A 24,419-nucleotide genomic window follows, 5' to 3' on the forward strand; every position below is an offset into this window, starting at 1 on the left:
GTTTGCCATCAACGATCTCAACTGTGCCTTGTGTTTCAGGTACGGAAGCCGATTGGATAGACAGCGTATCACCATCAATATCAGTATCGTTTGGCAGGACATCAATCGTTACTGAGCTATCTTCCTCTGTAATTGTTGTATCATTAGAGGCAATAGGCGCATCGTTAACTGAGTTTACTGTTACCGAAACTTGAGCTTCATCCTCTAACTCACCATCTGAGATGGTGTAGCTAATCGTTGCATTACCGTTGAAATTTTCAGCCGGAGTGAAAACAAGCTTACCATCGATAATCTCAACGATACCTTGCTCTTCTGGTACAGAAGCAGAGGTAATGATTAAATCATCACCTTCAATATCACTGTCGTTAGCGAGCACATCAATTACAACCAGGGAATCTTCGTCAGTTTGAATCGCATCATTAGTTGCTATTGGCGCGTCATTAACAGGCGTAATATCTAAGTTAGCAGTGCCATTAATAACACCACCATCATCATCAATGATGTCATAGGAGAATGACACTTCAGTGTCATCATCAGCTTCTGGGATGTAAGTCCAAGAGCCATCGCTGTTATCAATTAAGGTGCCATTCCCACTCTCAATAGTGACGTTTGTAATGACAAGAGTATCGGCATCATCAATATTGACATTCGATAGTAATTCTTCAGTAGTTATCGTGATTGGATCGCTATCTTCCTCAACAGCGCTTAATGTCACTGGAGAATTAGTAAGTGGCTTACTTGAGCCATCCCCACTTGTCTCGATACCTGTTGTGAAGAAGTCATTTAAGGTCAACGCTTGTGTTTCAGATAAGCCGAGGGATTCTAGGCCAATAGTTTCAAAGTTTGTTGAGGCTAGCACTTCAGTACCATCTCGTACAATCGTGGCACTATTTTGCAAACTGGAGCCACTATTTTCACCCGCTGCAGGTGCGAGTTCTTCATCAATAGCAGAAGGGTCTTGACCTTGCTCAATAGCACTAATAATCTGTGCTACATCGTCTGAAATATCTTTTAAACCTTGCTCTTGAGCAAGCTGAATTTTCAGGTCTTGAGGCGCAGCATCTGTCATTGCCACTATCACTTCACCTGGTAGAGGCTGCTGTCCTTCTGCAAGGACTCTCAGCTGCCCATCCAAACCTATTACGACGACTTGATTACCGAGTGGCACTAATGCTGTACGATCCATATAAACCTTAACCCTAAATAACTGTCAAGTTTTTGACTAACAATACTAATTTGCTATATATTGCCCGAATATATAGTGCAATAACAGCAATTTGATGCTCAATAAAGTAATTATGTGTCATACATCAATAAGAATCCAGATGCATAAGTGTTTTATTTTATTAAAATCTGGACTCTCGTTTCTAGCCATTACCTCCATGTTTAATTTGAGATCTTAATTCAATTTTTAGGCAGATTTAGTAGGTTGATTTATCAAAATTGAAACAAATGAACAGCGAATCAACAGGTTACTTCATCGCATATTAATGTTATTGTGCGCTAAATTATTGACGCCCTTATAAGTATTCCACTTATAAGCCCTATCACCTCGAGAATTTTTACCATTATCTAGGAGAATCACAGTGAAGTGGACTCGTGCCAACGCCTTTTGTATTGGTATGTTCACCGCTAGTCATGCTTTTGGGCAAACGCTAGAGCAAGCGGTTGAAAACACATTAAAAACCAATCCTGACATCAAAAGTGCGTTCAATGAATTCGTTAGCAAGCAGTATGTGAATGAAGCATCTGGTGGTGCTTACCTCCCATCCGTAGACTTAGATGCCGGTATCGGTTACGAAGGAATCAAACCTGCAGAGTCAGGGCGAGATTCAACCGATCTGACAAGAAAAGAAGCCACCGTGACACTAACCCAGCTAATATGGGATGGCTCAGCGACACTTAATGATATGGATCGAACAGCAGCTGATGCTGAATCGGTCCGTTATCAACTTCTAGCTGATGCCCAAGACACCGCTTTAGAGGTCGCGAAAGTTTATTTAGACTCAGTAAAAGCTTATGAAATTCTGACACTTTCCGAGAATAACTTGAAAGTGCATAAGAAGATCTATGAAGACATTAAAAAGCGAGTTAACTCAGGTATCGGTTCTACAGCAGACCTAACCCAGGTAGAGGCTCGTTTAGCAAAGGCTCACGGTAACTTGGTGGCAGCTCAGAACAACTTATATGACAGCCACACCACCTTTACACGCCTTGTCGGACAGTCACCACAAGGATTGATTTTCCCAAGAGCGGACCAAAACTTTATTCCCTACACCATCGATGAAGCGATTGACTTGGCATTCGAGTCACATCCAGTAATCAAAATTTCGGTAGCTGACGTGGACTCTGCAAAGTTCCAATACAAGCAATCTAAGGGAACTTACTACCCAACGATATCGGTAGAAGCGGCTCAAACATGGCGTGATGATGCAAGCGGTATCGAAGGAAGCAGCGAAGAGACAACAGCAATGTTACGTATGCGTTACAACCTCTTTAACGGTGGTAGTGACGTAGCCAACGCTGAAAGTTTTGCCTACCAACTAAATAAAGCAAAAGACCTAAGAGAACGTGCATACCGCCAAGTAGAAGAAGGTCTTCGTCTATCTTGGAGTGCGTTAGATTTAACACTTCAACAAAAAGAGTTCCTAGCGGATCACGTAGATTCGGCCTCTGAAACTGTCATCGCCTACGAAAAGCAGTATCGCATTGGAAAACGCACTCTGCTGGACTTGTTAAATACTGAAAACGAACTTTTCGAAGCGAGAAAGAACTACTTAGATGCTCGATACTCAGAGCAGTACGCCAAGTACCGCGTTATGAACGCGACTGGCCAATTGTTAAATGCCTTGCGTGTCGATGTACCTACAGAATGGAATGAAAAGGTGGAGTACTGATCATGAAACCAGTGAAGATTCTATTTGCATTGGGTATGCTCGCCATCACTCAACACGTTGTTGCTGAAGACGAATATGAGTATCGTCCTGTACCAAATGCAGAACAAATAGCAGATTTGCAAGATGACGATAACGATGGTGTCATCAATGCTCGAGATATGTGCCCAGGTACACCTGAAGGCTCAGAGGTCGACAACGACGGTTGTGGAGAATACATTAAAGCATCAGATAACATGCAAGTGCGGATACTTTTTGCTAACGACTCTGATGAGATCAATCCAGTCTTCAGAAGACAAGTCCGAGAGCTTTCCGACTTTTTAAAAGAGTACCCTACTACTTCGATAGAGCTGCACGGCTATGCTAGTAAAGTTGGCGGTTCAAAGCATAACCAAGATCTTTCTGAAAGACGAGCACGCAATGTCCGTGAAGCCCTACTAAGCTACGACATCGAACCGAGTAGAGTCCGCATTGTTGGTTTTGGTGACACTCACTTAGCACAACAAGGGACCGATGAAGTCAGCCATGCTTTAAATCGTCGAGTAACCGCATCAGTCGTTGGTTACAAAGGCGAGATAAAAAGAGAGTGGACAATATTCACAACTCTTCCAGAAAGGTAAAGTACCTGTTTTTGTTTGCTCTGCAAGCACAAAGCAAACAAAAACGAGTGAATACTTAACCTCAGAAAAGGAGCTTCGGCTCCTTTATTTTTACTCATTTCGACAACCGTATTATGCTTTAGGAATCGGCACTTTAGTGTTACTCTAGCCACGTCATAACAACGAGAGTTTTGAAATGAGCAAACTTACATCAGATATCCAAGCGAACCTTGACCTTTTTGTTGCAGAAACGAAAGAAAACCAATTGGTTTGGGGTTTACGCAATGAAGAAGGTTGGCTATCTTGCGATTCAACTGAATTCGAAAACAGCGAAGTCATGCCTTTCTGGTCTTCTAAAGAAGATGCAGAAGCACATAATGTTGAAGAATGGGCAGATTTTACTGTACTAGAAATCCCATTAGATATCTTTGTTGAAGATTGGCTTTTGACTCTTGCTGAAGATGGTGTTCTTGTTGGAACTAACTGGAACGATCAGTTAGAAGGCAAAGAAATTGAGCCTCAAGATCTAGCAAAGCTTTACATTGATTAAAGATTTCTGACCTCAACTTTATGTTGAGGTCTTTCTTTTTATGCCTCTTCTTTCAATATCTCGACCAAGTGCATAGTTTCACTACTCTTTTTCTTAGTACACCCAACTTAATCACAACGCTGATGCGTTAAAAGCGCTATGATAACTCAACTTTAAAGGCACCTTAAATTAAAGGCTCGTTTAAACATGCGCGTGCTCTATCCCTTGCTTGCGTCACTTTTGCTCACTCCAGTATATGCAAGCGACACTCAAGATATTGAACCAAACCAAAATATCACACAGTGGCACTCTGTCTACCAAACCACACTACGAAGCAACCCTGAGTCGGCATTGAGCATGCTTCAAGATCGCTACCATACAGCGAAATCGGACAGCGAAAAGCTCTACGTAAGTGGATTGATTTATGAATATATGTCAAACATAAATCAGCCTTACTACGGCAGCAGTCAAGTCTTAGACAACCCTTTTTCTCAATTAGAATCAGAATATATTCTTGCCTTAAATGAACGTAAGCATGGTAGTTACGAGGCCTCAGTAGATAGCTTTTCTTCTTTGCGACAGACAATGAAGAAAATATCCGATTCCGAAGGCAAGGCTCTGATGAACTATCAACTTTGTTATACGCTGAATCAACAAGGTCGTTATCACAAAGCAAACTTTTATTGCTCATCCATAGAGAGCCACTTAAATCATAAGCATCAAGAAAACTTCCCTGTTGATCTTGCTTTGCGCGTGGTAGCAAATAACTACAATTACCGTGGTGACTATGAAAAAGCCTTAAGTTTGTATCGACAGTTGATGGCCAACATGTCGACGCAAAGCGATCCTTCAGGGATTTACAATGACGTCGGCAATTTACTTGCAGAGCTGGGGCAATTTGAACAATCAGAGCAATATCTCATTCAAGCCTTACTGGTTCGCCAAGATGAAGGGACACCTCTTGAAGTTGCGCAAGTCGAACATAGTCTAGGAGCGATGTACAGAAAATCCAAAGAACTCGATAAGTCCATCAGCCACTACAAAAATGCATTAACGATTCTCGAACAACTTCATTATCCATACGGGCAAGGGTTGACCTATTTAGGGTTATCTGCTGCTTTGGCCGATTCTGGGCAATTGGATACCGCGGTAGATTACATTGGAAGAGCATTAAACATTGCCCAAACTTATGAGAATACGCACCTTGAAACAGAGGGTCATTTGGCTGCTGGATTGGCATATTTAAAGAACCATACACCCGAAAAATCGATTGAACACGGTACAATTGCGTTAAGATTAGCGGTAAAAAACGCTAGGCCCTTATTGCAAGCGCAAGCCCAATTACTCCTCTCAAAAGCATACCAAGCTCAAAATGATTACAAAAAGGCGCTGGAGCATCACAAGGCCTACTCGACGATTGAACTAACGAACCGAGACGCGAGTAATATCAAGGCGTTAGAGGCACTAGATCTCACTAAAAAAGAGTATGAATATGATCTACAAGTCGCGCAGTTGAACAACGAAACTCTTCTAAGTCAGTACCAGTTTGAAAAACTCACAGACCAACAACGCACTTATAATTTTGTTGTTTTCTGTTTATTGATTCTCCTCGCTCTGGCATTGATGGTTCAGCGACAAACACGCTTAAAAGCCAAAATAGACAGCTTAACGTGTGCATTAAACAGAGCGGCAATTATAGAGACGATTAAAAGCCACACCTCCAAAGCGGAAGGAGACTTCCGCTACGTTCTAGCATTAATCGATCTAGATGACTTTAAGGCGATTAATGATCAGTATGGTCATCCGACTGGCGACTTAGTACTACAACAGGTATGCAAAGCGCTTAAAGCTAAACTTAATAAGGGAGAGTACTTGGGTCGTTTAGGTGGAGAAGAGTTTATCTTGCTATTGAAAAACGTCGATGAGATTGACGTTCCCTTTAGAATACAAAGTCTGCATAAAACAATTTCAGAAAAGAGTGTACATTCGCTTAATAACCATCAATTGAATATATCTGCGAGTCTGGCCTATCTATCAACCTCAATGCCACTCACCAACTTTGATGAGCTCTATTCGATATTAGACCAAGCGTTATACAATGCTAAGAAGCAAGGAAAAAACTCCCTTGTGGATGCATACAACGAGCCGATCAGTTTAAGTGCTGAGTATATTCTCTAATAAAACCAAACCACCAGCGTAGTGGTTTGTTATAGGTGGAAGCATCAGTAAGCCATTCAGATGCAACACCATCATCAAGGAGTCTTTGTGCCCAAGGCAAGAAAAAACATTCAGTCTCTAGAGCGAGGTTTTCTAATCCTCGAGTTGCTCTCGATGAGTGAGTCTCCCCTATCATTACAGACGATCAGTAATGCGATCCAGTTAAATAAGACGACTGTTCACGGGTTACTTGCGACTCTACACTCTCTTGGATATGTATCCAAACACAACCATAGCTACAGCCTAGGGTTTAGATGCTATGAACTGTCTAAGCCGATTGAACAAAAAAACGAAGCTATCCGACAACATTTTGTTCCATTGCTGAAAAAAATGGCCCAAGTGACTAACAACACAGCTTACCTCGCTGTACAAAGTGGCGCTAAAGAGTACTTGTATATCGATGCTATAGAGCAGGATAACCCTCTTACTATCCGTAGCCCGAGAGGGAAACGAGAAGGACTCACAACATCTGCGATCGGCAAAGTTTTTCTTAGTTTTGATGATGAGCTTCGTCGAACATTACGCCTTGAAAACCAAATATCCCCCACGTTAGAAACTGAACTTAATCAGGTTGTATTATCAGGTTACGCACTCGATTTAGAAGAGGCAGAGCCAAACCTCAATTGCTTAGCGATCCCCCTTTACTTGGATGGTAAAGTCGTTGCTGTTGCAGGTGTTAGCGGTGCTGCCTCCGAACTGACGGTCACTAGGCTAAAACACTTTGCCAGCATCTTTCTCAAATTTTAAGATTTGACAATGTCGAATCCTAGGCCATTTTTATACTGTTTTGATTACATGCTTATACGTCGCCTCTAATATGGTCGTTGTTCAACTCAACAACGTAGGAGAAGCGATGTCTACTGTATTAATCACCGGCGCTAACCGTGGCTTAGGCTTGCAATTTGTCCGCCACTACCTTGGAAAAGGTTGGCAAGTTATCGCAACTTGTCGTTCACCAGAAAATGCTAAGCAGCTCAATGAACTAGTAACCCAATCTAATCAACTTCAACTGATGGCTCTAGACGTCACTAACCAACAAGATATCGATCAGTTAGCCACTCGATTAGCGGATCGTCCGCTCGATCATTTAATTCTTAATGCAGGTGTATTAGGCGAAGAGTGTGCAAAGCTTGGCGAAATGACCCAGAAAAAATGGCTAGAAGTACTAAACATAAATACCGTCGCACCTGCCCTGCTAATTCAAGCCCTACAAGACAACGTTGCGAAAAGTCAGCACAAAACCATCGTGGGAATCTCAACCCGAGTTGCGAGTTTAAGCGATAACAGTTCAGGTAACATGTACAGTTATCGAGCATCTAAAGCAGCGCTTAATCAGGTTCTAGTATCAGCAGCACGCAATCTCGAATCGCGAGGAGTAAAAACTGTCGCAGTTCATCCCGGCTGGGTAAAAACCGATATGGGCGGTGAGGACGCAACCTTTTCTGCCGAGGAAAGTGTTGCAGGCATTGTTTCGGTCGCAGAACAGCTAACACTTGAGCAATCCGGAAGCTTCCGCGTATTTGATGGCTCTACAATCGAATGGTAATTGATCTCTAAATGACGTCTCCCGGCCAAATTGAAGGCCGGGAGAATACAGTAAACTAATAGGCCAAAAAGATAAAAGCTCGCACTATCGTCAGACAAGCGAGCCCTTATCGTCTATGGTGTTGTACTACTGTCAAACGCTGAGGAAGTCAGCGATTGCAGAGGCGTCATTTAGGCAATGATTTCCTGTGAAACTCACTCAATCATCCCATTCAGGCGCTAGCCCTTCAGGGTTTACTTCGCGGCCATTTCTTTCTAACGCATCTATCTTTGCAATCGCCTCTTCACTCAGATTAAGTTCAAGTGCTTTCAGGTTACTTGCCAAATTCTCTCGTTTAGTTGAAGACGGGATCACCGCGTAACCTTTTGACAAAGCCCAAGCAAGCGCGACTTGAGCGGGCGTGGCCTGATAGTCCTCAGCAATACCTGCAATAGTTGGGTCCCCAAGTACTTTCCCATATGCCAAGGTCATGTAAGACGTTACCTGAATATCGTTTTCCTGCATGAAGCTGACCAACTTACGATTTTGCAAATAAGGGCTAAGCTCGATTTGGTTAGTAACAATATTCTCTTTACCGACCACTTCTATCGCTTGTTGCAACAAGTCAATATTAAAGTTGGATACGCCAATATTACGGGTTAACCCTTGCGATTTAGCTTCAAGTAATGAAGCCATGTATTCGTTCAAGTTATTGTTATTGCCAGGCCAATGGATCAAGGTCAAATCCACATAATCTGTATTTAGCTTTTCTAAGCTCTCTTTTAGACTTGGAATGAGTTGTTCCGTGTTCATGTTATCAACCCAGATCTTGGTCGTAATGAATAGCTCATCACGTGCAATACCGGATTGTGTCAATACTTCACCGATTTCTGCCTCATTACCGTAAATCTGTGCAGTATCAATTACGCGGTAACCCACTTCTAACGCATTACGGACTGAATCCTTAACTACTTCACCCTCTAAACGAAACGTGCCGACGCCAAATGATGGTACTTTCATCTAAATCTCCTGAATTATCGATTTTATAGTTGATTCGAAGCAAAACTTTACGCCGCAAGAAACTTTCCGTAAAGTTAACAATACTCAAATCTAATTTGAAATATATTCAACAATGAAAGCTACTCTAGATGAAATGCGCACCTTTATGGCCGTGGTCGATACGGGTTCAATCAGCTCTGCGGCTGAACTGTTATCGATGACCGTCTCGGCGGTGAGTCGATCGGTATCTCGGCTAGAAGCCAAACTCGAAACGACCTTGTTAAATCGCACAACCCGTAAGTTAGATGTTACTAATGAAGGAACGATATACCTCGATAAAGTCAGACATATTGTAGAAGCAGTAGAGAATGCCGAAGCACAACTGAAAAGCCAGAAATATAAGCCTTCTGGCCTCCTACGAATAAACGCAGCTACCCCATTCTTACTGCACGTACTAACTCCGCACATTGCTAAATATCAGAGCTTGTATCCAGAAGTCGAAATCGATCTCAATTCCAATGAGGAAAATATTAGCCTTTTGGGAACAAAAACCGATATTGCTTTTCGTATCGGTGAGCTACAAAACTCAACCATGCGCGCGATATTTCTTGGTAAAAGTCGGATTCGAATCGTCGCGAGTCCAGAGTATTTAAGACAACATGGTACTCCAACCTCAATAGATCAGTTACTCAATCACAAGCTACTTGGATTCAACAAGCCGGAGTATCTTAAGGAATGGCCGATCATGGATGATAAGAACAAACTTCTGCGTATTATGAGTAGCCTAAGATCTGATAATGGCGAGACGCTAAGATGTTTAGCCTTACATGGTGCGGGGATAGCTTGCCTGTCTGACTTTATGACCTACTCTGACCGACAAGCTGGTCGCTTAGTGGGCGTGCTTAGTGAACACACGCATAATGTCGAACAGCCCGTTCATGCGGTGTATTACAAAAATGCCAGCACCTCACGCCGGATCAGCTCTTTTATTGACTTCATCAAGCAAGAAATCAAGGTAGAGAACCACCAGTTCCTTTAAAGACCACCGCTGTTTGTAGCAAAACACTTTTGTCTTTTTGCCGCTTTTTCTCACAACAAAAATCTCATAGTGTCCTGAATATCAGGGAGGCACCTTGCCTCCTAGTACTCACAGTAATAGTCAGGCTTCATAATGCATAAAGATTTAAGTAACAGATTCACCATCGGGGTTGAGCTCCCCCTAGATAATGACTGGACCCAAGAAGGCCAGAAAAAACGCCTGCTCCAACGAAAACCGTTCGGCGTACCAGACATGAGTGCACATAAACAGCGTATTATGTTAGCCGATAAGTTAGGCTTTAACGTAGCGTGGGTGAGAGATGTCCCGTTGTACGACCCTAACTTTGGAGACGCGGCACAAATTTATGAACCGTTCAGTTATCTTGGCTATCTCTCTGCGTGCACCGACAACATTCTACTAGGGACAGCAGCGATAGTATTACCGTTAAGACAACCTTGGCTAGTGAAAAAAGCCGCTGCGACCATCAACGAGTTAAGTGGTGACCGCCTGATACTCGGTGTGGCTAGTGGAGACCGCCCTAGTGAATATCCCGTTTTTAATGCCAACTTTGACAGCCGTGGATCAGCTTTTCGAGAAAGTGTAGAGATTTTGAAAGATACGAAAAATGATAAACTGGGTAACGATCTACAGTTATTACCCGAGTTTGCTGATATTCCTATCTATGTCGCAGGGTTAGCGCAGCAAAGTCCACAATGGATAGGAGAAAACCTAGACGGCTGGCTCGCCTACCCAGGCACACCTGATGATCATGAACACCGCGTTGCACTTTGGCGCTCCGTAGCGGGAAACAAACCCTACGCCAGCTTTATTCATCTTGATTTAGTCGATAACCCAAATGCACCAGTCGTTCGGCATCATTTTGGTATCCGGGCCGGAGTCAATGGCTTGAGCGATGAGCTAGAAAAAATGCAAGAAGCAGGAGTCAATCACATCGGGTTGCATTTCCGTCGTAATAGCCAACCAATTGAGAAATCAATGGAACAGATCGCTCAGTACGTGTTGCCACGCTTTAACTAAGATCAAATAAAAATATGTGCCACCTTACTAAGGGGTGGCACGCTAGGCTTGGCACTTGGAAAAACAAAAGCTGCAATAACGACAAAACTCTTTTGTTAAAACAACAATAATAGAGTTATTTTAAAGTAAGTCTTGGTTGAATAAAGTCGATGAACGCGGAAATACGTTTAGAGACTGAAGAAGATTTGTAGAACACAGCATTGACCTGTTCTCGTCCAGTATTTGTGATTTTTTCCGATTCAAACAATGCCACTAACCGTCCAGAATCAAGATCATCTTTCACCATAAAGCCAGATAAACATGCAATGCCGTTCCCTGCCAGCACTAACTGTCTAACCGTTTCACCACTGCTGGATAGGATATCAGGCTCTATCATCTCAAACCCTCGTAATGGCCACTGATTTAACACTTTAGCGCCAGAAAAACCGATCAAGTTATGACTGCGCAAATCGCTCACCGCTTCAGGGAAACCTCGTTTAGATAAATAACCAGGCGTGGCAACGATAAATAGTGGGCTTGTTCCTAAAGGTTTAGCATGCAGTGTTGAATCCGATAATCGTCCAATACGTATCGCCACATCGGTTCTTTTTTCCAATAGATCCACAAAACCCTCATTAGAGGTAAGATCGAGCTGAATATCAGGATAAGCCTCTTTAAATGGCTGAATTAACGGCACAAGTTGATGTAAAACAAATGGGCTAGCGGCATCAACTCTTAAGCGCCCCTTGGGTAATTCACCTCGTGTGATGATCTCTTCTTCAGCTTGCTGTATTTGTAGTAAACCTAAGCGAACCGCTTCAACAAACTGATGCCCTTCCTCAGTAACTTCCACTCTGCGTGTCGTGCGATTCAGCAAGGTTACCCCCAACTGTGATTCAACTTTACTAACCGCACGAGATACCCTAGCGACTTGAATACCTAGTGCATCAGCAGCGGAAGAAAATCCACCACTATCCACAACTGCCATGAGAATCTCTAATTCATCTGATCGGGTTAACATTTCATCCCCTTTCTTAACTGCGCATTTTCATCATTTATAACAAAAGTATTTTGTAATAAACACCATTTTTCGCAACGAATAACTCTTTAATAATACACGACATGGAAACGGGCTATTCGTTTATCCATTCATATTCAATGATTATAAGAGAGAGTTGTTATGCCTTTAGCTTTACTTGCATTGACGCTGAGCGCCTTTGCTATTGGAACCACGGAGTTTGTAATTGTCGGTCTGATACCGACTATGGCCTCCGACCTCAACGTATCATTACCTTCAGCGGGTCTTTTAGTTAGCCTGTACGCACTTGGTGTCGCGGTTGGTGCTCCCGTTTTAACAGCGCTGACTGGTAACTGGAAAAGAAAGTACGTTCTGCTTTCTGTTATGGCACTGTTTGTTCTTGGCAATCTGTTAGCCTGGCAAGCACCTGGATACAACACACTAGTTACAGCAAGGATACTGACCGGGCTTGCACACGGTGTGTTCTTTTCGATCGGCTCGACTATCGCCACTGGCCTAGTGTCAAAAGAAAAAGCCGCTAGCGCAATTGCTATTATGTTTACCGGTCTCACCGTAGCTCTAGTGACGGGCGTGCCACTTGGCACCTGGATTGGCCAGACATTTGGTTGGCAGGCAACCTTCCTAATCGTCGCGATCCTTGGAATCATCGCACTGATAGGAAGCGCTCTGCTAGTGCCGAGTAATCTGAAACAACCACCAGCAACCAAGCTGTCATCGCAAGTAAAAGTCTTGACTCAGCCTCGTCTACTTTTGGTGTACGCAATCACCGCGCTCGGTTACGGTGGTACGTTCACAGCCTTCACTTACTTGGCTCCTATTTTGGAAGAAGTTTCGGGGTTTGGCTCTAGCGCTATCAGCCTAATTATGTTGGTTTATGGTGTATCAGTCGCATTCGGCAACATCTGGGGCGGAAAGATGGCCGACTCTATGGGGCCAATCAAAGCTCTGACAGCGATTTTCTCGGGCCTAATTGTGGTATTGCTCGTGTTTAGTGTCACAGCATTTAATCCAATTTCTGCAGTAGTGACCATTCTTGTCTGGGGTGCCTTTGCCTTTGGTAACGTTCCAGGACTTCAAGTTTATGTTGTCAAACTAGCAGAGAAATATTCACCTGATGCAGTCGACGTCGCTTCTGGTCTCAACATTGCTGCATTTAACGTAGGTATTGCACTGGGTTCTTGGGGCGGTGGCCTTATCGTGGCCAATGCTGGGCTGATGCACACACCTTGGATTGGCGCGATCGTAGTATTAGGTGCTCTACTACTAACCCGTTTCAGCGGAATGCTAGACAAGCGTGGAGAGCAGCACGCAACGGCACACTGATTCACGTTCCGAATCTATAAAAATCACTTAAATTAGCCCGGCATTACGTCGGGCTTTCAATACAGAGTTTAAATACACCATTGACTGAGGTAGAAAGTTTATTCTACCCTTAGGTAAAACAAACGTTCTACCTGGTGTATCAAATAGTGAAAGAAAAAATCGCAGCAAGCCTAGAAAAAGCATTCAGTCAGTATGGCTTCGCCGAGCCTAGCGTACCCCAACTCAAAAACGCCTGCGAAGTCAGCCTGAGAACCCTGTACAAATACTACCCCTCCAAGGAAGCGATGATTGTTGCAGCTCTCGAGCATCGCCATCAAAGGTATTTGAGTTTTTTGCTCGAAGACGCCCCTGCCAATGGAACACCGGCTGTATTACACCTATTCACTCGCCTCGAGGATTGGATGAAGGAGTTTGCACCGAATGGCTGCATGTCCATCAATGCATTAGCAGCCTATCCAGAAAATCTATCAATTAATCAAGCAGTAAAACAACACAAATTGGCGGTCCGTCAGCTTATGGGCCAACTAAGTCAGCGAGAAGACCTCGCAACCACACTCTTCTTGTTACATGAAGGTCTATCCAACGCATGGCCGGTTCTCGGTCACGCTGCCTTTGCATCCGCTGAACGCACTCTGCTAGAACTAATGAAGGAGAACAATCAATGACCACAATCCCGAAAGTCATGAAAGGCGTCCAACTTATCGGTCATGGTGGGCCAGATATGCTTCGTTACCGCGATGATCTACCTGTGCCAGTCCCCTCGCCTGATGATGTATTGATCCAAGTTGCCGCTGCCGGAGTCAATAACACCGACATCAATACCCGAACAGCATGGTATTCTAAAAATGACGCCAATAGCATGGATGCAAGTTGGTCAGGAGACGCGCTATCTCTCCCTCGAATCCAAGGTGCCGATGTATGCGGTACCATCGTCGCTGTTGGTGAGAATATCTGCCCATCACGAATCGGTCAGCGTGTGCTTATCGAACCATGTATTACGCGCTTCCACAGTCAAGCACTTAGCTCGCCTTGGTACTTCGGTTCAGAATGTGATGGTGGCTTTGCTCAGTTCACTGTTGTTGACAGTAAACATGCATATGCTGTGAATAGTAGTTTATCGGATATCGACTTGGCCTCCTTCCCTTGTTCTTATTCAACTGCCGAGAACATGCTTGTCCGCTCTAATGTCACAGCGAGCGATACCGTACTGATTTCAGGGGCATCCGGTGGTGTTGGCTCTGCCGCAATCCAACTGGCGAAGGCGCGTGGAGCATACGTCATTGCTATCGCCAGCCCAGAAAAGAAAGAACAGATCACGGCATTAGGAGCAAACCAAGTTATCCCTCGCGATGCAAATTTAACAGCGACTCTCGGAGAAAACAGCGTTGACGTAGTGATTGATTTGGTCGCAGGAGAGCAGTGGCCACAATTTCTTCAGGTACTAAAGCCAGGATCAAGATACGCTGTTTCCGGCGCCATAGGCGGCCCAATTGTCGAGCTGGATGTAAGAACTCTTTACCTTAAAGACCTAGCGTTATTTGGTTGTACCGTTTTGGCACCAGAAGTATTCGGTAACTTGGTTCGCTATATCGAACAGAACGCAATTCGTCCCTTAGTCGCGGAGTCATTTCCCTTGAACCAGATAGGTCAAGCGCAAGAAGTATTTTCACGCAAGCAACATATTGGGAAACTGGTTTTGGAAATCACATAGCTTTTGTGATTAACAAAGACCTATACAAGTCATTGTAATTTGAGAACCCTTTAAGCATTCTACAAAATGTTCAGTAATTAGGAGTGCGCTACGGTTGGCTTAGCTTGTTATCCCTTTTCATCACGCTAAGCCAGCTTGTAAAAATATGTGTTTGTTTCTGAGTTATAAATGTTTAATACCAACATTATCTTACTTCTGGCGTTTATGAACAGAACCGAGATCTGAACGACTTTGGTGTTAAACCTACGATCCTATTAAATATTTTCCTGAACGCGCTCACATCTTGGTAACCCACTCTAAATGATATTGCGTCAAATGTTAGGGTTGTCGACTCAAGTAAATCACAAGCTTTTTGGACTCTTAAGCTTTGTATGTATTGGTTAACATTGAAACCTGTCGCCTTTTTAAAGCGTCGCTGCAATGTCCTTTCTGTTAAACAACTCAACTCTGCAAGCTCTTTATTGCTCAGTTTTCCTTGATAATGATCGTTTATATAGTGCTGTAGTTGAACAATTACCTCATCACCATGTTGGAAGTTTGGGGTAAACTGTTGATAAAAGCGTTGCTCTCTCGGACCAGTATCAATAACCAACATTTTTCCTAACAGGCGCATTACTGCCGGTGACGCAAATAAGGAAACCAATTCCAAGCCTAAATCCACCCATGACATCATACCCCCAGCCGTAATGATCGTTCCTTCGTTAATAAGGATGGCTTCTTGTCTTACGTGGATATCGGGAAACTGACTCGCTAATGAAGGAGCCAAGCCCCAGTGTGTTGTACAAGACTTATTGGTCAACAACTGGGTTTGAGCAAGAATAAAAGTACCAGCGCAGGCGGAGGCTAAAATCGCACCTTTACTATATTGGACATTTAACCAGTCGAGTAGCTCTGGCTCTGGTTCTAAGTAATATTGACCAGTGCCGCTGGGCGGAATCATTACCGCTGTTTTCACATCGAAGTGCGTGTTTGACCAGTGATCCAATATCTCTACTTCAAAGTGCACATCAACGCCCAATTTAGCCGCCGCACGGTTTGCCATCTCGAAGAGTTCGCTTAAACCATATACGGAGGCTTGCGAGCTATCTGGGTAATTAACGAGTGCTATTTTCATTTATCTTCAAGTGTCGCTTTTTGACTCTTTTGTGTCATTTTAGACTCTAAAGAAGGTGGCTAAAAGTCTTTATATTATTCGTACCGCAATGATCCTCAATAAAAGGAAAAGAAAATGACTCAAAAAGCCCTACTTGTAATTGATTTGCAAAACGACTATTTCCCAGAAGGAAAGTTTCCTTTATGGAATACAGAATCAACTTTAGACAATGTTAAGAGAGCAATAACTAAAGCCAATGAGCAAAACATTCCTGTGATTCATATTCAGCATATTGCCGATCCTGCCATGGGCATTGCCCCATTCTTCAATGAAGGCAGCGACGGTGCCAATATTCACCCAGAAGTTCTTGCTTTAGCGCCGAATTCCGAAATCGTGGTAAAGCACTTCGCAGATAGCTTTGAAGGAACACGTTTAGAAGAAGTATTGGCAAGCAAAAATGTAACGGAGTTACTTGTATGCGGAATGATGACACAAAACTGCGTCACACATACTGCTATCTCAAAATCTGCGGACAAGTATGATGTTTCGATCTTAATGGATAGCTGTACCACGGTCGATGAAATGATTCACAACATTGCACTTCACGCTGTCTCAACGAGAGTTCCCCTCGTAACTATTGAAGATAAGCTGTAATACACGCAAAACCTTTCGCTCACACAATGCGGGCGAAAGGTCACACATATATGCATTTTCATTGATATTTGCTTACTTTGTGTTAAACATTGGTTTCCAAATAGTTACAAGGAAACATTTATGAAATGGATAGTCGCATTGTTTATTAGCTTATTTTCAGTTTTCAGCCATGCGAAAGAGTGGAAACAAATTCGCTTCACTGTTGAAGGGGCTTACCCTCCATTTAGCTGGACGACAAAAGAGGGAAAGCTAGAAGGGTTTGAAGTCGACCTCGCTAACGCGTTATGCAAAGAGTTAGAAGTAAAGTGCGTTATCTCAAAAATGGATTGGGATGGCATCATCCCTTCTCTCCTTAGTCGCAAGAACGATGCGATTATTGCTGCAATGACAATCACAGAAGAACGAGAAAAGAAAGTCGATTTCACCGTCCCTTATGCAAAAGTACCGACTCGTTTTGTAATGAAAAATGATAGAGAAATCAACATGGATGACGGCAGCCTAAATCGTTTATCTATTGGAGTTCAAAGAGCCACAATTGGTGATAAGTACCTTTCGGCCTTGTATCCAGATATTGATATTCGTCGTTATGGTACGTTCGATGAGGCATTTACCGATCTACTCAATGGACGGTTAGATGCTGTATTTGGCGGCTCAATCGGTTTAAGTGCTGGTTTTCTTGAAACTGCACAAGGTCAAGGCTATCACTTTACTGGACCAGCGTTTACTGAGGAAAAGTGGTTCGGCCGTGGCATTGGCGTAGCAGTGAGAAAACAAGACAAAGAATTAAAAGCATTACTCGATAGCGGAATACAAAAATTGATCCAGAGCGGTAAGCATAAAACCATCGCCAGCAAGTATTTCTCCTATAGTATTTACGAGTAACCTCTTTATCTTTTTATAGCCTGCGCGGTATAGGAAACTTCCCTTTCCCTATATGGCGACAAAAACGGAGCCCTCGAGCAGTCGCCCGAGGGTTATTTTTATAAAAAAGCCCACGTATATAAGTAACCCGCTCCCATGGCCATCGTTAAGATAACGATTAGGAAGGCAGCGATCATTTGGTTCTTAAAAATTGATTTCAACAAAATCACTTCTGTAAGACTTGCGCCAGCACTACCAATAATAAGCGCCATAACAGATCCAAGAGCCATACCTTTTTGTACTAGTGCCGCGCTAAGTGGAATGACCGCCTCTGCACGGATGTACAATGGAATACCAATGATTGCTGCGACCGGAATCGCGTACCACTTCGCTTCACCAGCGAACTCCGCAATGAACTCCGTCGGGATGAAGCCATAGATAAATGAACCAATCGCAATGCCCATCATGAGATAAGGGAACACTTGCTTAAAGTCTTTCCAAGTTGATTGCCAAATACGTACCCAGCGGCTAGGTTCTTTCTCTTCCACGACTGTCGCTGTTGCACTACCGTCTGATGAGCAGCAAGACACTTCCACTTTAGGTTCAGGTTTTGGTGCATCACCACAGCAAGATGTTTTCGCCGCAACTGGCGTAGGTTCATTGCAGGCGCTGGTACCACAGATTGATGCTGGTCTCGCTTCTTCTTTTTTCTTGCTTGAATCGCCACAAGAAGTACCGCACGAAGAAGAACCTACCGCTTGATATGCTTCTGGTTTGACGTAACGTTCAAACCCTAGTTTTTCAAGTACATAGCCTGCTACCACTGATACTGACATCGCGATAGCAAAGTAAAATACCGCAACTTTCCAACCAAAAGTCACCACAAACAAGCCAATAATCACTGGGTTAAGCAACGGGCTTGCAAATAGGAACACCATCATAGGTCCAAAACCTGCTCTTGCACGCAACAAGCCTTTTAAGAAAGGAATGGTCGAACACGAACAGAAAGGCGTAATCGAGCCTAGCAACGCAGCAATGAAGTAACCTTTACCCTTTTTCGAGCTAAGAATAGATTGAATTTTTTCTGGCGTTAGAAAATCTTGCAACACACCGACAATGTAGCTAATTGCCAGAAATAAGATGATAAGTTCGGTTGCTAGAAACGCAAACATATCCAGCGCTTCTTTAACCATTGTTATAATTTCTGTATTCACATTTACTCTCCTCGTCATTTTCGCTAACAAGCTTACCTGATAGATAAGCTTTCATTTCGATATTTCTGGAATTATAGAATCACAAAACAAAAAATCAACAGAATATTTCCATAAAAATGGAATAATAAAACTAGTCATTACTTATCATAAAGTTACATGTCGTTAGCTATGCAGACTGGTTGTCTATGATAATTTCAGAGCATCTCGAATCCTTTTTATCAAACATAACCTAAAATTATCAAAATAAGAAAAAACCATAATTATTGCAGCAGCACCCTCTGAGTTAGTATGACTTTCGACCATTCTTAATAATAAGGAAAACCTATGAGAGCGATAACTTACCAACGAGATAACGATACTTTCTCTTTATCCGAATTACCTACACCAAAACTAGAAACCCAATTTGATGTATTGGTTAAAGTTAACGCTGTTGGTTTGAATCCTGTCGATGCAAAAATTCATTATTGGTCAGACATGGTCACTAACATGGATAACAATTTTGTTGGCGGGTTAGACGTATCAGGAGAAATAGTCTCTGTAGGCGATGCGGTCGTTGATTGGAAGGTTGGCGATAAAGTGTTGTATCACGGAAACATGAGACGCCATCACGGAGGATTCGCTGAATTTGCTATCCATGATTCAAGAACGCTCATAAAGCACCCTCAGGTTCCGGTTGAAGTGGCAGCATCCACACCTTGCGCAGCCTGGACCGCATATCGCGCTTTGGTAGACAAGCTCGATATTTCAAATCGAAGCAGCATTTTTATCGCCGGAGGTGCTGGCGGCGTTGGAAGCTTTGCTATTCAGTTAGCAAAGACATTTGGTGTTGAACAGATCATTGCTACTAGTTCAAAAGCTAATCACGCATATTTGTCCTCGTTAGGAGCAACCCATACGATTGATTATCATCATGAAGATGTAGTTCAACGAGTAATGGACATTACCGGAAATCATGGCGTTGAGGTTGCACTCGATTGTGTAGGCGGTGATAACGACCGAATTGCAGCCTCGGTGTTAACCTTTGAGGGAGAAATGGTGGAGCTCGTCAAGACTGTCGACCCTTCTCAATATCCAGATGCCTTCTTAAAAGGCTTGGGCTTCCACCAAATAAGTTTGGGCTCTGGTCATGTCTTTGGCGAGAGAGGGTTTGCAAGTATCGTTAATGCCGGAAAGGAAGTGTCTGAGCTATTAGAAAATGGAGAATTGGAAGTACCGAAACTGAAGATCATCGGCTTAGAGGATGTAGGTAACGCACTCTTGGACATGCGAAATCAGAGAACAGTTGGAAAGATTGTCGTTAATCTGAACCAAAAATAATTAATAAAAATCTCGAGGCACACTGGCAAAGTAATGAGCAAGTTAAAGCATCTTGTTACTTTGCCAGATACGAAAGACTTTTATTTTATCTATAACGATGAATGAAAAACAAAATCTCTTGTCATGCTTCCCTGCACTTCACCAAAATTAGGCGTTTTCGAGAGTGTCTCTCCAAGCCGCTAGCAATTTAATATGACGTGGTTCAATCCCACAGCAACCACCAATAATGCTTGCTCCCTGCACATGCCACTTTTTAGCATACTCAAGATATTCAGTCGGAGAGAAATGACGAACTTCCTGAATGGTCTCGTTGGCTTGGTGCGCTTGCTTTATCGGAGCAAAGCTATTTGCGAAAACACCTATCGTCAATTCTCTACCTGACTCACTCAATACTGCTTGTGTATCTATGATCGCTTGCTCGACAACTTCAGGAATAGAGCAATTGAAAAAGATACCTGAAACATTTGTTTTCAACAGCGTATTAACCGCGACTTTAAGAGATTCCCCTGAGCGAAGGCGAGGCAAAGAGTTAGGGTCATCCATTAAGGTGAAAGCAAGATAATTGGGCTTATCTGTTTTGGCTAAAATTATTGATAGAATTTCAACTTCAGCAAGGCTAGACACGGTCTCAGCTAACCAAATATCAACATATTGATCTTGAGCTTCAAATAACTCAGAAGCCACTTCCAGTGCCCTTTTCGGCTCGAATAATTCAGGCCTGTAAGACCCCATTACAGGAGGAAGAGACCCCGCAACGAGCACTCTATCGTTAGAGCTGGTGACTACATCTCTGGCAATTTTGGCTGCAGATTTTGCTAACTCAGCCCCTTGCTTTGCATAGAGTTCCTCTCCTAAGTGAAATGGAACACATGCATAACTGTTGACAGTGATAATCTCTGCGCCAGCGTCTATGAAATTCTCATGTGCCATTTTTACATATTGTGGTGATTCAATTAGCGCTTGTGCACTCCAAAGCGGCTGAGAAAAAGGGGCGCCAATACGTTTTAACTCTCGCCCCATGCCACCATCTAAAATTGTTACTTTCTTCATTTAGACATCCATACCGCCAAACATCCATAAGCTCTATTCAAACACAATTTTTATCAATTCAAAATGAAATTGTTATGTTTAAAGTGAACAAAGACTTAATGGCTGATTAAACACTCTAGTATTTACCAGACCTTTCATTCGGACCAAGCTAATGTTATCGCCATTAACTTCGAGTAAAAATCCCATTATCTATGTCTCTCGGCGAGGCGAACGTTACGAGCCACAATAGTGCATGAAGTGATTGAGGGACTCGCCCTCAATCAAATTTTCTTTTTATTATAATACTTTAGATAAAAACTTCTGCAATCTAGGGTTGGTGGGGTTATCAAAAAATCGCTCAGGAGAGTCAGAAACCAAAAGCTCACCATCTTCCATAAACAACACCCTATCAGCGACCTCTTTTGCGAAACCCATTTCATGAGTAACCACGACCATCGTCATTCCGTCCTTGGCCAAATCTTTCATCACATCAAGAACTTCTCCAACCATTTCAGGGTCTAGTGCTGATGTGGGTTCATCAAACAACATAATGTTGGGCTTCATTGCTAACGCACGAGCGATTGCGACGCGCTGCTGCTGTCCACCTGATAAATGATTAGGATAATTATCCATTCTCTCCGACAGACCGACTTTATAAAGCAAATCTTTTGCTTCTTTCTTCACCGATTCAGGGTCACGTTTAGAAACCTTTAAAGGTGCTAACATGACGTTCTCTATCGCCGTTTTATGTGGAAAAAGGTTGAAGCCTTGAAATACCATGCCCACATCAGCGCGTAGTTTATTGATATCCGTAGATTTGTGGTACATATCGATACCATCTACGATAATAGACCCACTATTTATTGTCTCTAATTGATTGATCGTCCGTAAGAATGTTGACTTACCAGAACCTGACGGTCCTACGATGACAATCACTTCCCCTTTTTCTACATTTACCGATACGTCCTTGAGCGCATGGCAGCCATTAGGGTAAATTTTATTAATTGTTTTTGCTGAAATAATGTATTCCATTAATGACTCCACCATTAATCACTTGCTGCCAATTTCTTTTCTAACGTTTGTATTGCCCAAGATAAGGTACTAGTCAGAAGCAAATAAAGGGCCGCTACGGTAAACCAAACTTCAAATGGGGCAAAACTACCACTTACGACTTCCCTGCCCGCTTTTGTCAGATCAGTAATCGAAATCACGGAGACAAGTGAGGAATCTTTTATCAGGTTGATAAACTGCCCGGCTAAGGGAGGTAATGTCTGCTTAAACGCTTGAGGTAAAATGACATAAATCATCGCTTTGGGATAATTCATTCCTAGTGAACGCGCCGCTTCCATTTGTCCTCTTGGGATTGACTGGATTCCTGACCGCACAATTTCTGCGACGTAAGCGGCGGTAAACACGGAGAGCGCTATCACTCCCGCAGTAAAACGCTCAAGGTCAAGCACAGTACCAATAAAGAAGTAAACGATAAAAATCTGTACTAAAAGAGGCGTTCCACGAATGACCTCGACATACACAAGCGCCAGCTTTTTTAATGCCGGATTGCTGGATATGCGCATTAGTCCGACAACTAAGCCCAACGCTAGAGCAATGATAAGTGACCAGAGTGAGATTTTAATGGTCGTCACAACACCATCTAAAATTGGGCCAGAGCGCCACTCTTTTATAGTTGCTAAGGTATCTCCTTCAAAAATAAGATCACCTTCATAGACGTCGACAGACTTATATTGGCTTAGTTCAAGAACAATATCACCATGAATACTCTCCAGAGCCAGTTGGTTATTCTCGTCGAGAATGATGTTCCCATCGACAGGCGCGGTAATGGATGAAGCAGCGTTAGTGGCAATATAAGGAAGGACACGCTCCCAATTCCAGCTGTAATCGATTCGCTTACCTGACAGATAGACAAGACCGCAAATTGATAGCAAAACAAGAACAAAAACAGCGTTCCACAATAGGGATTTAAAGTTATTTTGCATGTGATTCCGAGAATGACTTTGATTAAAGTTGGTTGGGTATTTGAATAAAGAAAAGCGTTAGCTTCACAGCACGAACCGTTTGGTTGGCGATGAACCGAGCCAGAAGCTAACCGCTCCTCTACAATAACAAAATGATTACTTAACTTGCTTTAACCATTTATCGTCGTTAAACCACTTATCGTAAATGCGATCGTAAGTTCCATCGCCCTTAATTTGACGTAAATAGTTGTTTAAGAAGTTAAGCGTATCTGGATTTCCTTGCGGCACAGCCCAACCCAAAGGCTCGTAAGTAAACGGTTTAGCCAAGTGCATTAACTGCCCTTTGTTTTCCGCCACATAAATAGAGTTGTAAGGAAAGTCATAAACAAACGCATCTACCTTTCCGTTGGCAACCTCAAGTACCGCTTCAGACTGGGTTTCGTATAGATTTATCTTAGCTTTCGGAAGGTATCGTTTTACCGCTTGCTCACCCGTTGTCCCAAGCTTAGTTGCAACAACATATTCTGGACTATTGAGATCACGGTAACTAGACACTTTACCTTCATGTTTGAGATCTACGAGAATGGATTGGCCAATAACCACATAGGGATCAGCGAAATTCACCTGAGTATTTCGCATAGGTGTGATCGTCATCCCGCCCATAATCATGTGACACTTACCAGTCAACAGTGTTGGGATAATGCCATCCCATGAAGTGTTTACCGGCACAAACTTAACATCCATGGCACGCGCCATTTGTTTACCCAAATCGATATCAAACCCGATGTACTGCCCATTTTTTGCTGTCATTTCAAAAGGCATATACCCAGAATCAAAGCAGACTTTTAGCTCCCCTGTACTTTTGATGTCGTCTAAAATTGGGTCTGCATTAACCGTCGTCGAAACAGCTAACCCCAGTGCAGCAAAACACAATAACTTTTTCATGGATATTCCTTTATCATTTGTTGTAAAGTTTTTTTATACACGACAATAGAATAAAAAACCACAAATAATGACTTTTTAATCACTAGAATTTGTAGAATCGTCACTAAGACGGAAGATCTGAATGAAAATCTATACCAAGGCATTGCAATTGAATTGCATGCATTAAGTGATTAAGTTGTAGGCAGGTCACTATAACGACAACAAACATACGCTTTGACTGAATAGTCAGCGTTTCCGAAAGTGGTTTAATTATTAACGAAACCATACAGATATTCGCATTTTCACATTGACCGTAATGTCAAAAGTGCTTGAGTTTTATTGTTGACAATTCTTCCATAGTCAATGGTCACAAATGTGATGTACAGCACATTTCTATAATGGCACTATCACCTTTGTCGAGAGATATTAACAAGGATTCGTTGGACATCTTGACTTTGTAAT

23 protein-coding genes are annotated in these 24,419 nt (G+C 42.8%); 14 read left to right on the forward strand and 9 right to left on the reverse strand.

Features of this window, described 5'->3' with window-relative positions:
• Positions 1 to 1,186: cadherin-like domain-containing protein (locus KJB35_RS05545; RefSeq protein WP_285469423.1), on the reverse strand; the 1,186-nt coding region annotated here is incomplete at its 3' end.
• Positions 1,187 to 1,586: 400 nt separating this feature from the next.
• On the opposite strand from KJB35_RS05545, the gene KJB35_RS05550 reads away from it, so the two are divergent.
• From KJB35_RS05550 to KJB35_RS05575, 6 genes are all read left to right on the forward strand, one after another.
• On the forward strand, positions 1,587 to 2,897 hold the full coding sequence (locus KJB35_RS05550) for a TolC family outer membrane protein (RefSeq protein ID WP_017635971.1): 1,311 nt from the start codon (positions 1,587 to 1,589) through the stop codon (positions 2,895 to 2,897).
• Between the two features lie 2 nt (positions 2,898 to 2,899).
• On the forward strand, positions 2,900 to 3,514 hold the full coding sequence (locus tag KJB35_RS05555; protein ID WP_005377354.1) for an OmpA family protein: 615 nt from the start codon (positions 2,900 to 2,902) through the stop codon (positions 3,512 to 3,514).
• A 175-nt stretch (positions 3,515 to 3,689) separates the two neighbouring features.
• Entirely contained in the window at positions 3,690 to 4,043 is a 354-nt protein-coding gene (locus KJB35_RS05560; protein ID WP_115386006.1) for a DUF2750 domain-containing protein, read from the forward strand.
• Positions 4,044 to 4,229: 186 nt separating this feature from the next.
• Complete coding sequence (locus tag KJB35_RS05565) at positions 4,230 to 6,200, forward strand: diguanylate cyclase domain-containing protein (RefSeq protein WP_115386007.1); 1,971 nt, start codon at positions 4,230 to 4,232, stop codon at positions 6,198 to 6,200.
• Between the two features lie 87 nt (positions 6,201 to 6,287).
• Entirely contained in the window at positions 6,288 to 6,986 is a 699-nt protein-coding gene (locus KJB35_RS05570) for an IclR family transcriptional regulator (RefSeq protein WP_054575004.1), read from the forward strand.
• Between the two features lie 106 nt (positions 6,987 to 7,092).
• Complete coding sequence (locus KJB35_RS05575) at positions 7,093 to 7,785, forward strand: SDR family oxidoreductase (RefSeq protein ID WP_132937121.1); 693 nt, start codon at positions 7,093 to 7,095, stop codon at positions 7,783 to 7,785.
• 198 nt (positions 7,786 to 7,983) lie between these two features.
• Here the strand turns inward: KJB35_RS05575 and dkgB are convergent, their stop codons facing one another.
• The gene (gene dkgB, locus KJB35_RS05580) at positions 7,984 to 8,784 is read right to left on the reverse strand and encodes a 2,5-didehydrogluconate reductase DkgB (RefSeq protein ID WP_053304418.1); all 801 of its coding nucleotides are present in this window, start codon (positions 8,782 to 8,784) and stop codon (positions 7,984 to 7,986) included.
• A 112-nt stretch (positions 8,785 to 8,896) separates the two neighbouring features.
• Between dkgB and KJB35_RS05585 the strand changes: the two genes are divergently transcribed.
• Positions 8,897 to 9,802 carry a LysR family transcriptional regulator gene (locus KJB35_RS05585; RefSeq protein ID WP_005377343.1) on the forward strand — a complete coding sequence of 302 codons (906 nt, stop codon included), beginning with the start codon at positions 8,897 to 8,899 and terminating at the stop codon, positions 9,800 to 9,802.
• A 132-nt stretch (positions 9,803 to 9,934) separates the two neighbouring features.
• Positions 9,935 to 10,840 (forward strand): TIGR03571 family LLM class oxidoreductase, encoded by a 906-nt coding sequence (locus KJB35_RS05590; protein WP_053307049.1) that lies wholly within the window; start codon positions 9,935 to 9,937, stop codon positions 10,838 to 10,840.
• Positions 10,841 to 10,955: 115 nt separating this feature from the next.
• On the opposite strand, the gene KJB35_RS05595 is transcribed toward KJB35_RS05590, so the two are convergent.
• Positions 10,956 to 11,840 carry a LysR family transcriptional regulator gene (locus KJB35_RS05595; RefSeq protein ID WP_005377338.1) on the reverse strand — a complete coding sequence of 295 codons (885 nt, stop codon included), beginning with the start codon at positions 11,838 to 11,840 and terminating at the stop codon, positions 10,956 to 10,958.
• Positions 11,841 to 11,999: 159 nt separating this feature from the next.
• On the opposite strand from KJB35_RS05595, the gene KJB35_RS05600 reads away from it, so the two are divergent.
• The 3 genes from KJB35_RS05600 to KJB35_RS05610 all read left to right on the forward strand — a co-directional run bounded on the left by KJB35_RS05600 (position 12,000) and on the right by KJB35_RS05610 (position 14,892).
• On the forward strand, positions 12,000 to 13,181 hold the full coding sequence (locus tag KJB35_RS05600; RefSeq protein ID WP_017635963.1) for an MFS transporter: 1,182 nt from the start codon (positions 12,000 to 12,002) through the stop codon (positions 13,179 to 13,181).
• 143 nt (positions 13,182 to 13,324) lie between these two features.
• On the forward strand, positions 13,325 to 13,846 hold the full coding sequence (locus KJB35_RS05605) for a TetR/AcrR family transcriptional regulator (protein WP_053307056.1): 522 nt from the start codon (positions 13,325 to 13,327) through the stop codon (positions 13,844 to 13,846).
• Positions 13,843 to 14,892: an alcohol dehydrogenase family protein gene (locus KJB35_RS05610; protein WP_017635961.1), complete on the forward strand. Its 1,050-nt coding sequence runs from the start codon at positions 13,843 to 13,845 to the stop codon at positions 14,890 to 14,892. The genes KJB35_RS05605 and KJB35_RS05610 overlap by 4 nt, the downstream gene beginning before the upstream one ends.
• A 202-nt stretch (positions 14,893 to 15,094) precedes the next feature.
• Here KJB35_RS05610 and KJB35_RS05615 read toward each other — a convergent pair whose 3' ends face one another.
• Positions 15,095 to 16,006: a GlxA family transcriptional regulator gene (locus KJB35_RS05615; protein WP_054579521.1), complete on the reverse strand. Its 912-nt coding sequence runs from the start codon at positions 16,004 to 16,006 to the stop codon at positions 15,095 to 15,097.
• 114 nt (positions 16,007 to 16,120) lie between these two features.
• On the opposite strand from KJB35_RS05615, the gene KJB35_RS05620 reads away from it, so the two are divergent.
• A complete protein-coding gene (locus KJB35_RS05620; RefSeq protein WP_005377333.1) occupies positions 16,121 to 16,639 on the forward strand; it encodes a cysteine hydrolase family protein in 519 nt (172 codons plus the stop codon).
• 120 nt (positions 16,640 to 16,759) lie between these two features.
• On the forward strand, positions 16,760 to 17,521 hold the full coding sequence (locus KJB35_RS05625) for a transporter substrate-binding domain-containing protein (protein ID WP_186585015.1): 762 nt from the start codon (positions 16,760 to 16,762) through the stop codon (positions 17,519 to 17,521).
• Between the two features lie 98 nt (positions 17,522 to 17,619).
• Here KJB35_RS05625 and KJB35_RS05630 read toward each other — a convergent pair whose 3' ends face one another.
• Complete coding sequence (locus KJB35_RS05630; RefSeq protein WP_242532995.1) at positions 17,620 to 18,693, reverse strand: permease; 1,074 nt, start codon at positions 18,691 to 18,693, stop codon at positions 17,620 to 17,622.
• Between the two features lie 345 nt (positions 18,694 to 19,038).
• Between KJB35_RS05630 and KJB35_RS05635 the strand changes: the two genes are divergently transcribed.
• Complete coding sequence (locus tag KJB35_RS05635) at positions 19,039 to 20,031, forward strand: zinc-binding dehydrogenase (RefSeq protein WP_206970877.1); 993 nt, start codon at positions 19,039 to 19,041, stop codon at positions 20,029 to 20,031.
• A gap of 147 nt (positions 20,032 to 20,178) precedes the next feature.
• On the opposite strand, the gene KJB35_RS05640 is transcribed toward KJB35_RS05635, so the two are convergent.
• The 4 genes from KJB35_RS05640 to KJB35_RS05655 all read right to left on the reverse strand — a co-directional run bounded on the left by KJB35_RS05640 (position 20,179) and on the right by KJB35_RS05655 (position 23,978).
• On the reverse strand, positions 20,179 to 21,081 hold the full coding sequence (locus KJB35_RS05640) for a homocysteine S-methyltransferase family protein (RefSeq protein WP_206970878.1): 903 nt from the start codon (positions 21,079 to 21,081) through the stop codon (positions 20,179 to 20,181).
• Positions 21,082 to 21,357: 276 nt separating this feature from the next.
• Entirely contained in the window at positions 21,358 to 22,092 is a 735-nt protein-coding gene (locus KJB35_RS05645) for an amino acid ABC transporter ATP-binding protein (RefSeq protein ID WP_170893395.1), read from the reverse strand.
• 14 nt (positions 22,093 to 22,106) lie between these two features.
• A complete protein-coding gene (locus KJB35_RS05650; RefSeq protein WP_005377325.1) occupies positions 22,107 to 23,054 on the reverse strand; it encodes an amino acid ABC transporter permease in 948 nt (315 codons plus the stop codon).
• Positions 23,055 to 23,189: 135 nt separating this feature from the next.
• A complete protein-coding gene (locus KJB35_RS05655; RefSeq protein ID WP_005377324.1) occupies positions 23,190 to 23,978 on the reverse strand; it encodes a transporter substrate-binding domain-containing protein in 789 nt (262 codons plus the stop codon).
• Positions 23,979 to 24,419 lie beyond the last annotated feature (441 nt).

Source organism: Vibrio sp. D431a (assembly GCF_030248655.1).
GTDB classification, from domain to species: Bacteria; Pseudomonadota; Gammaproteobacteria; order Enterobacterales; family Vibrionaceae; genus Vibrio; species Vibrio alginolyticus.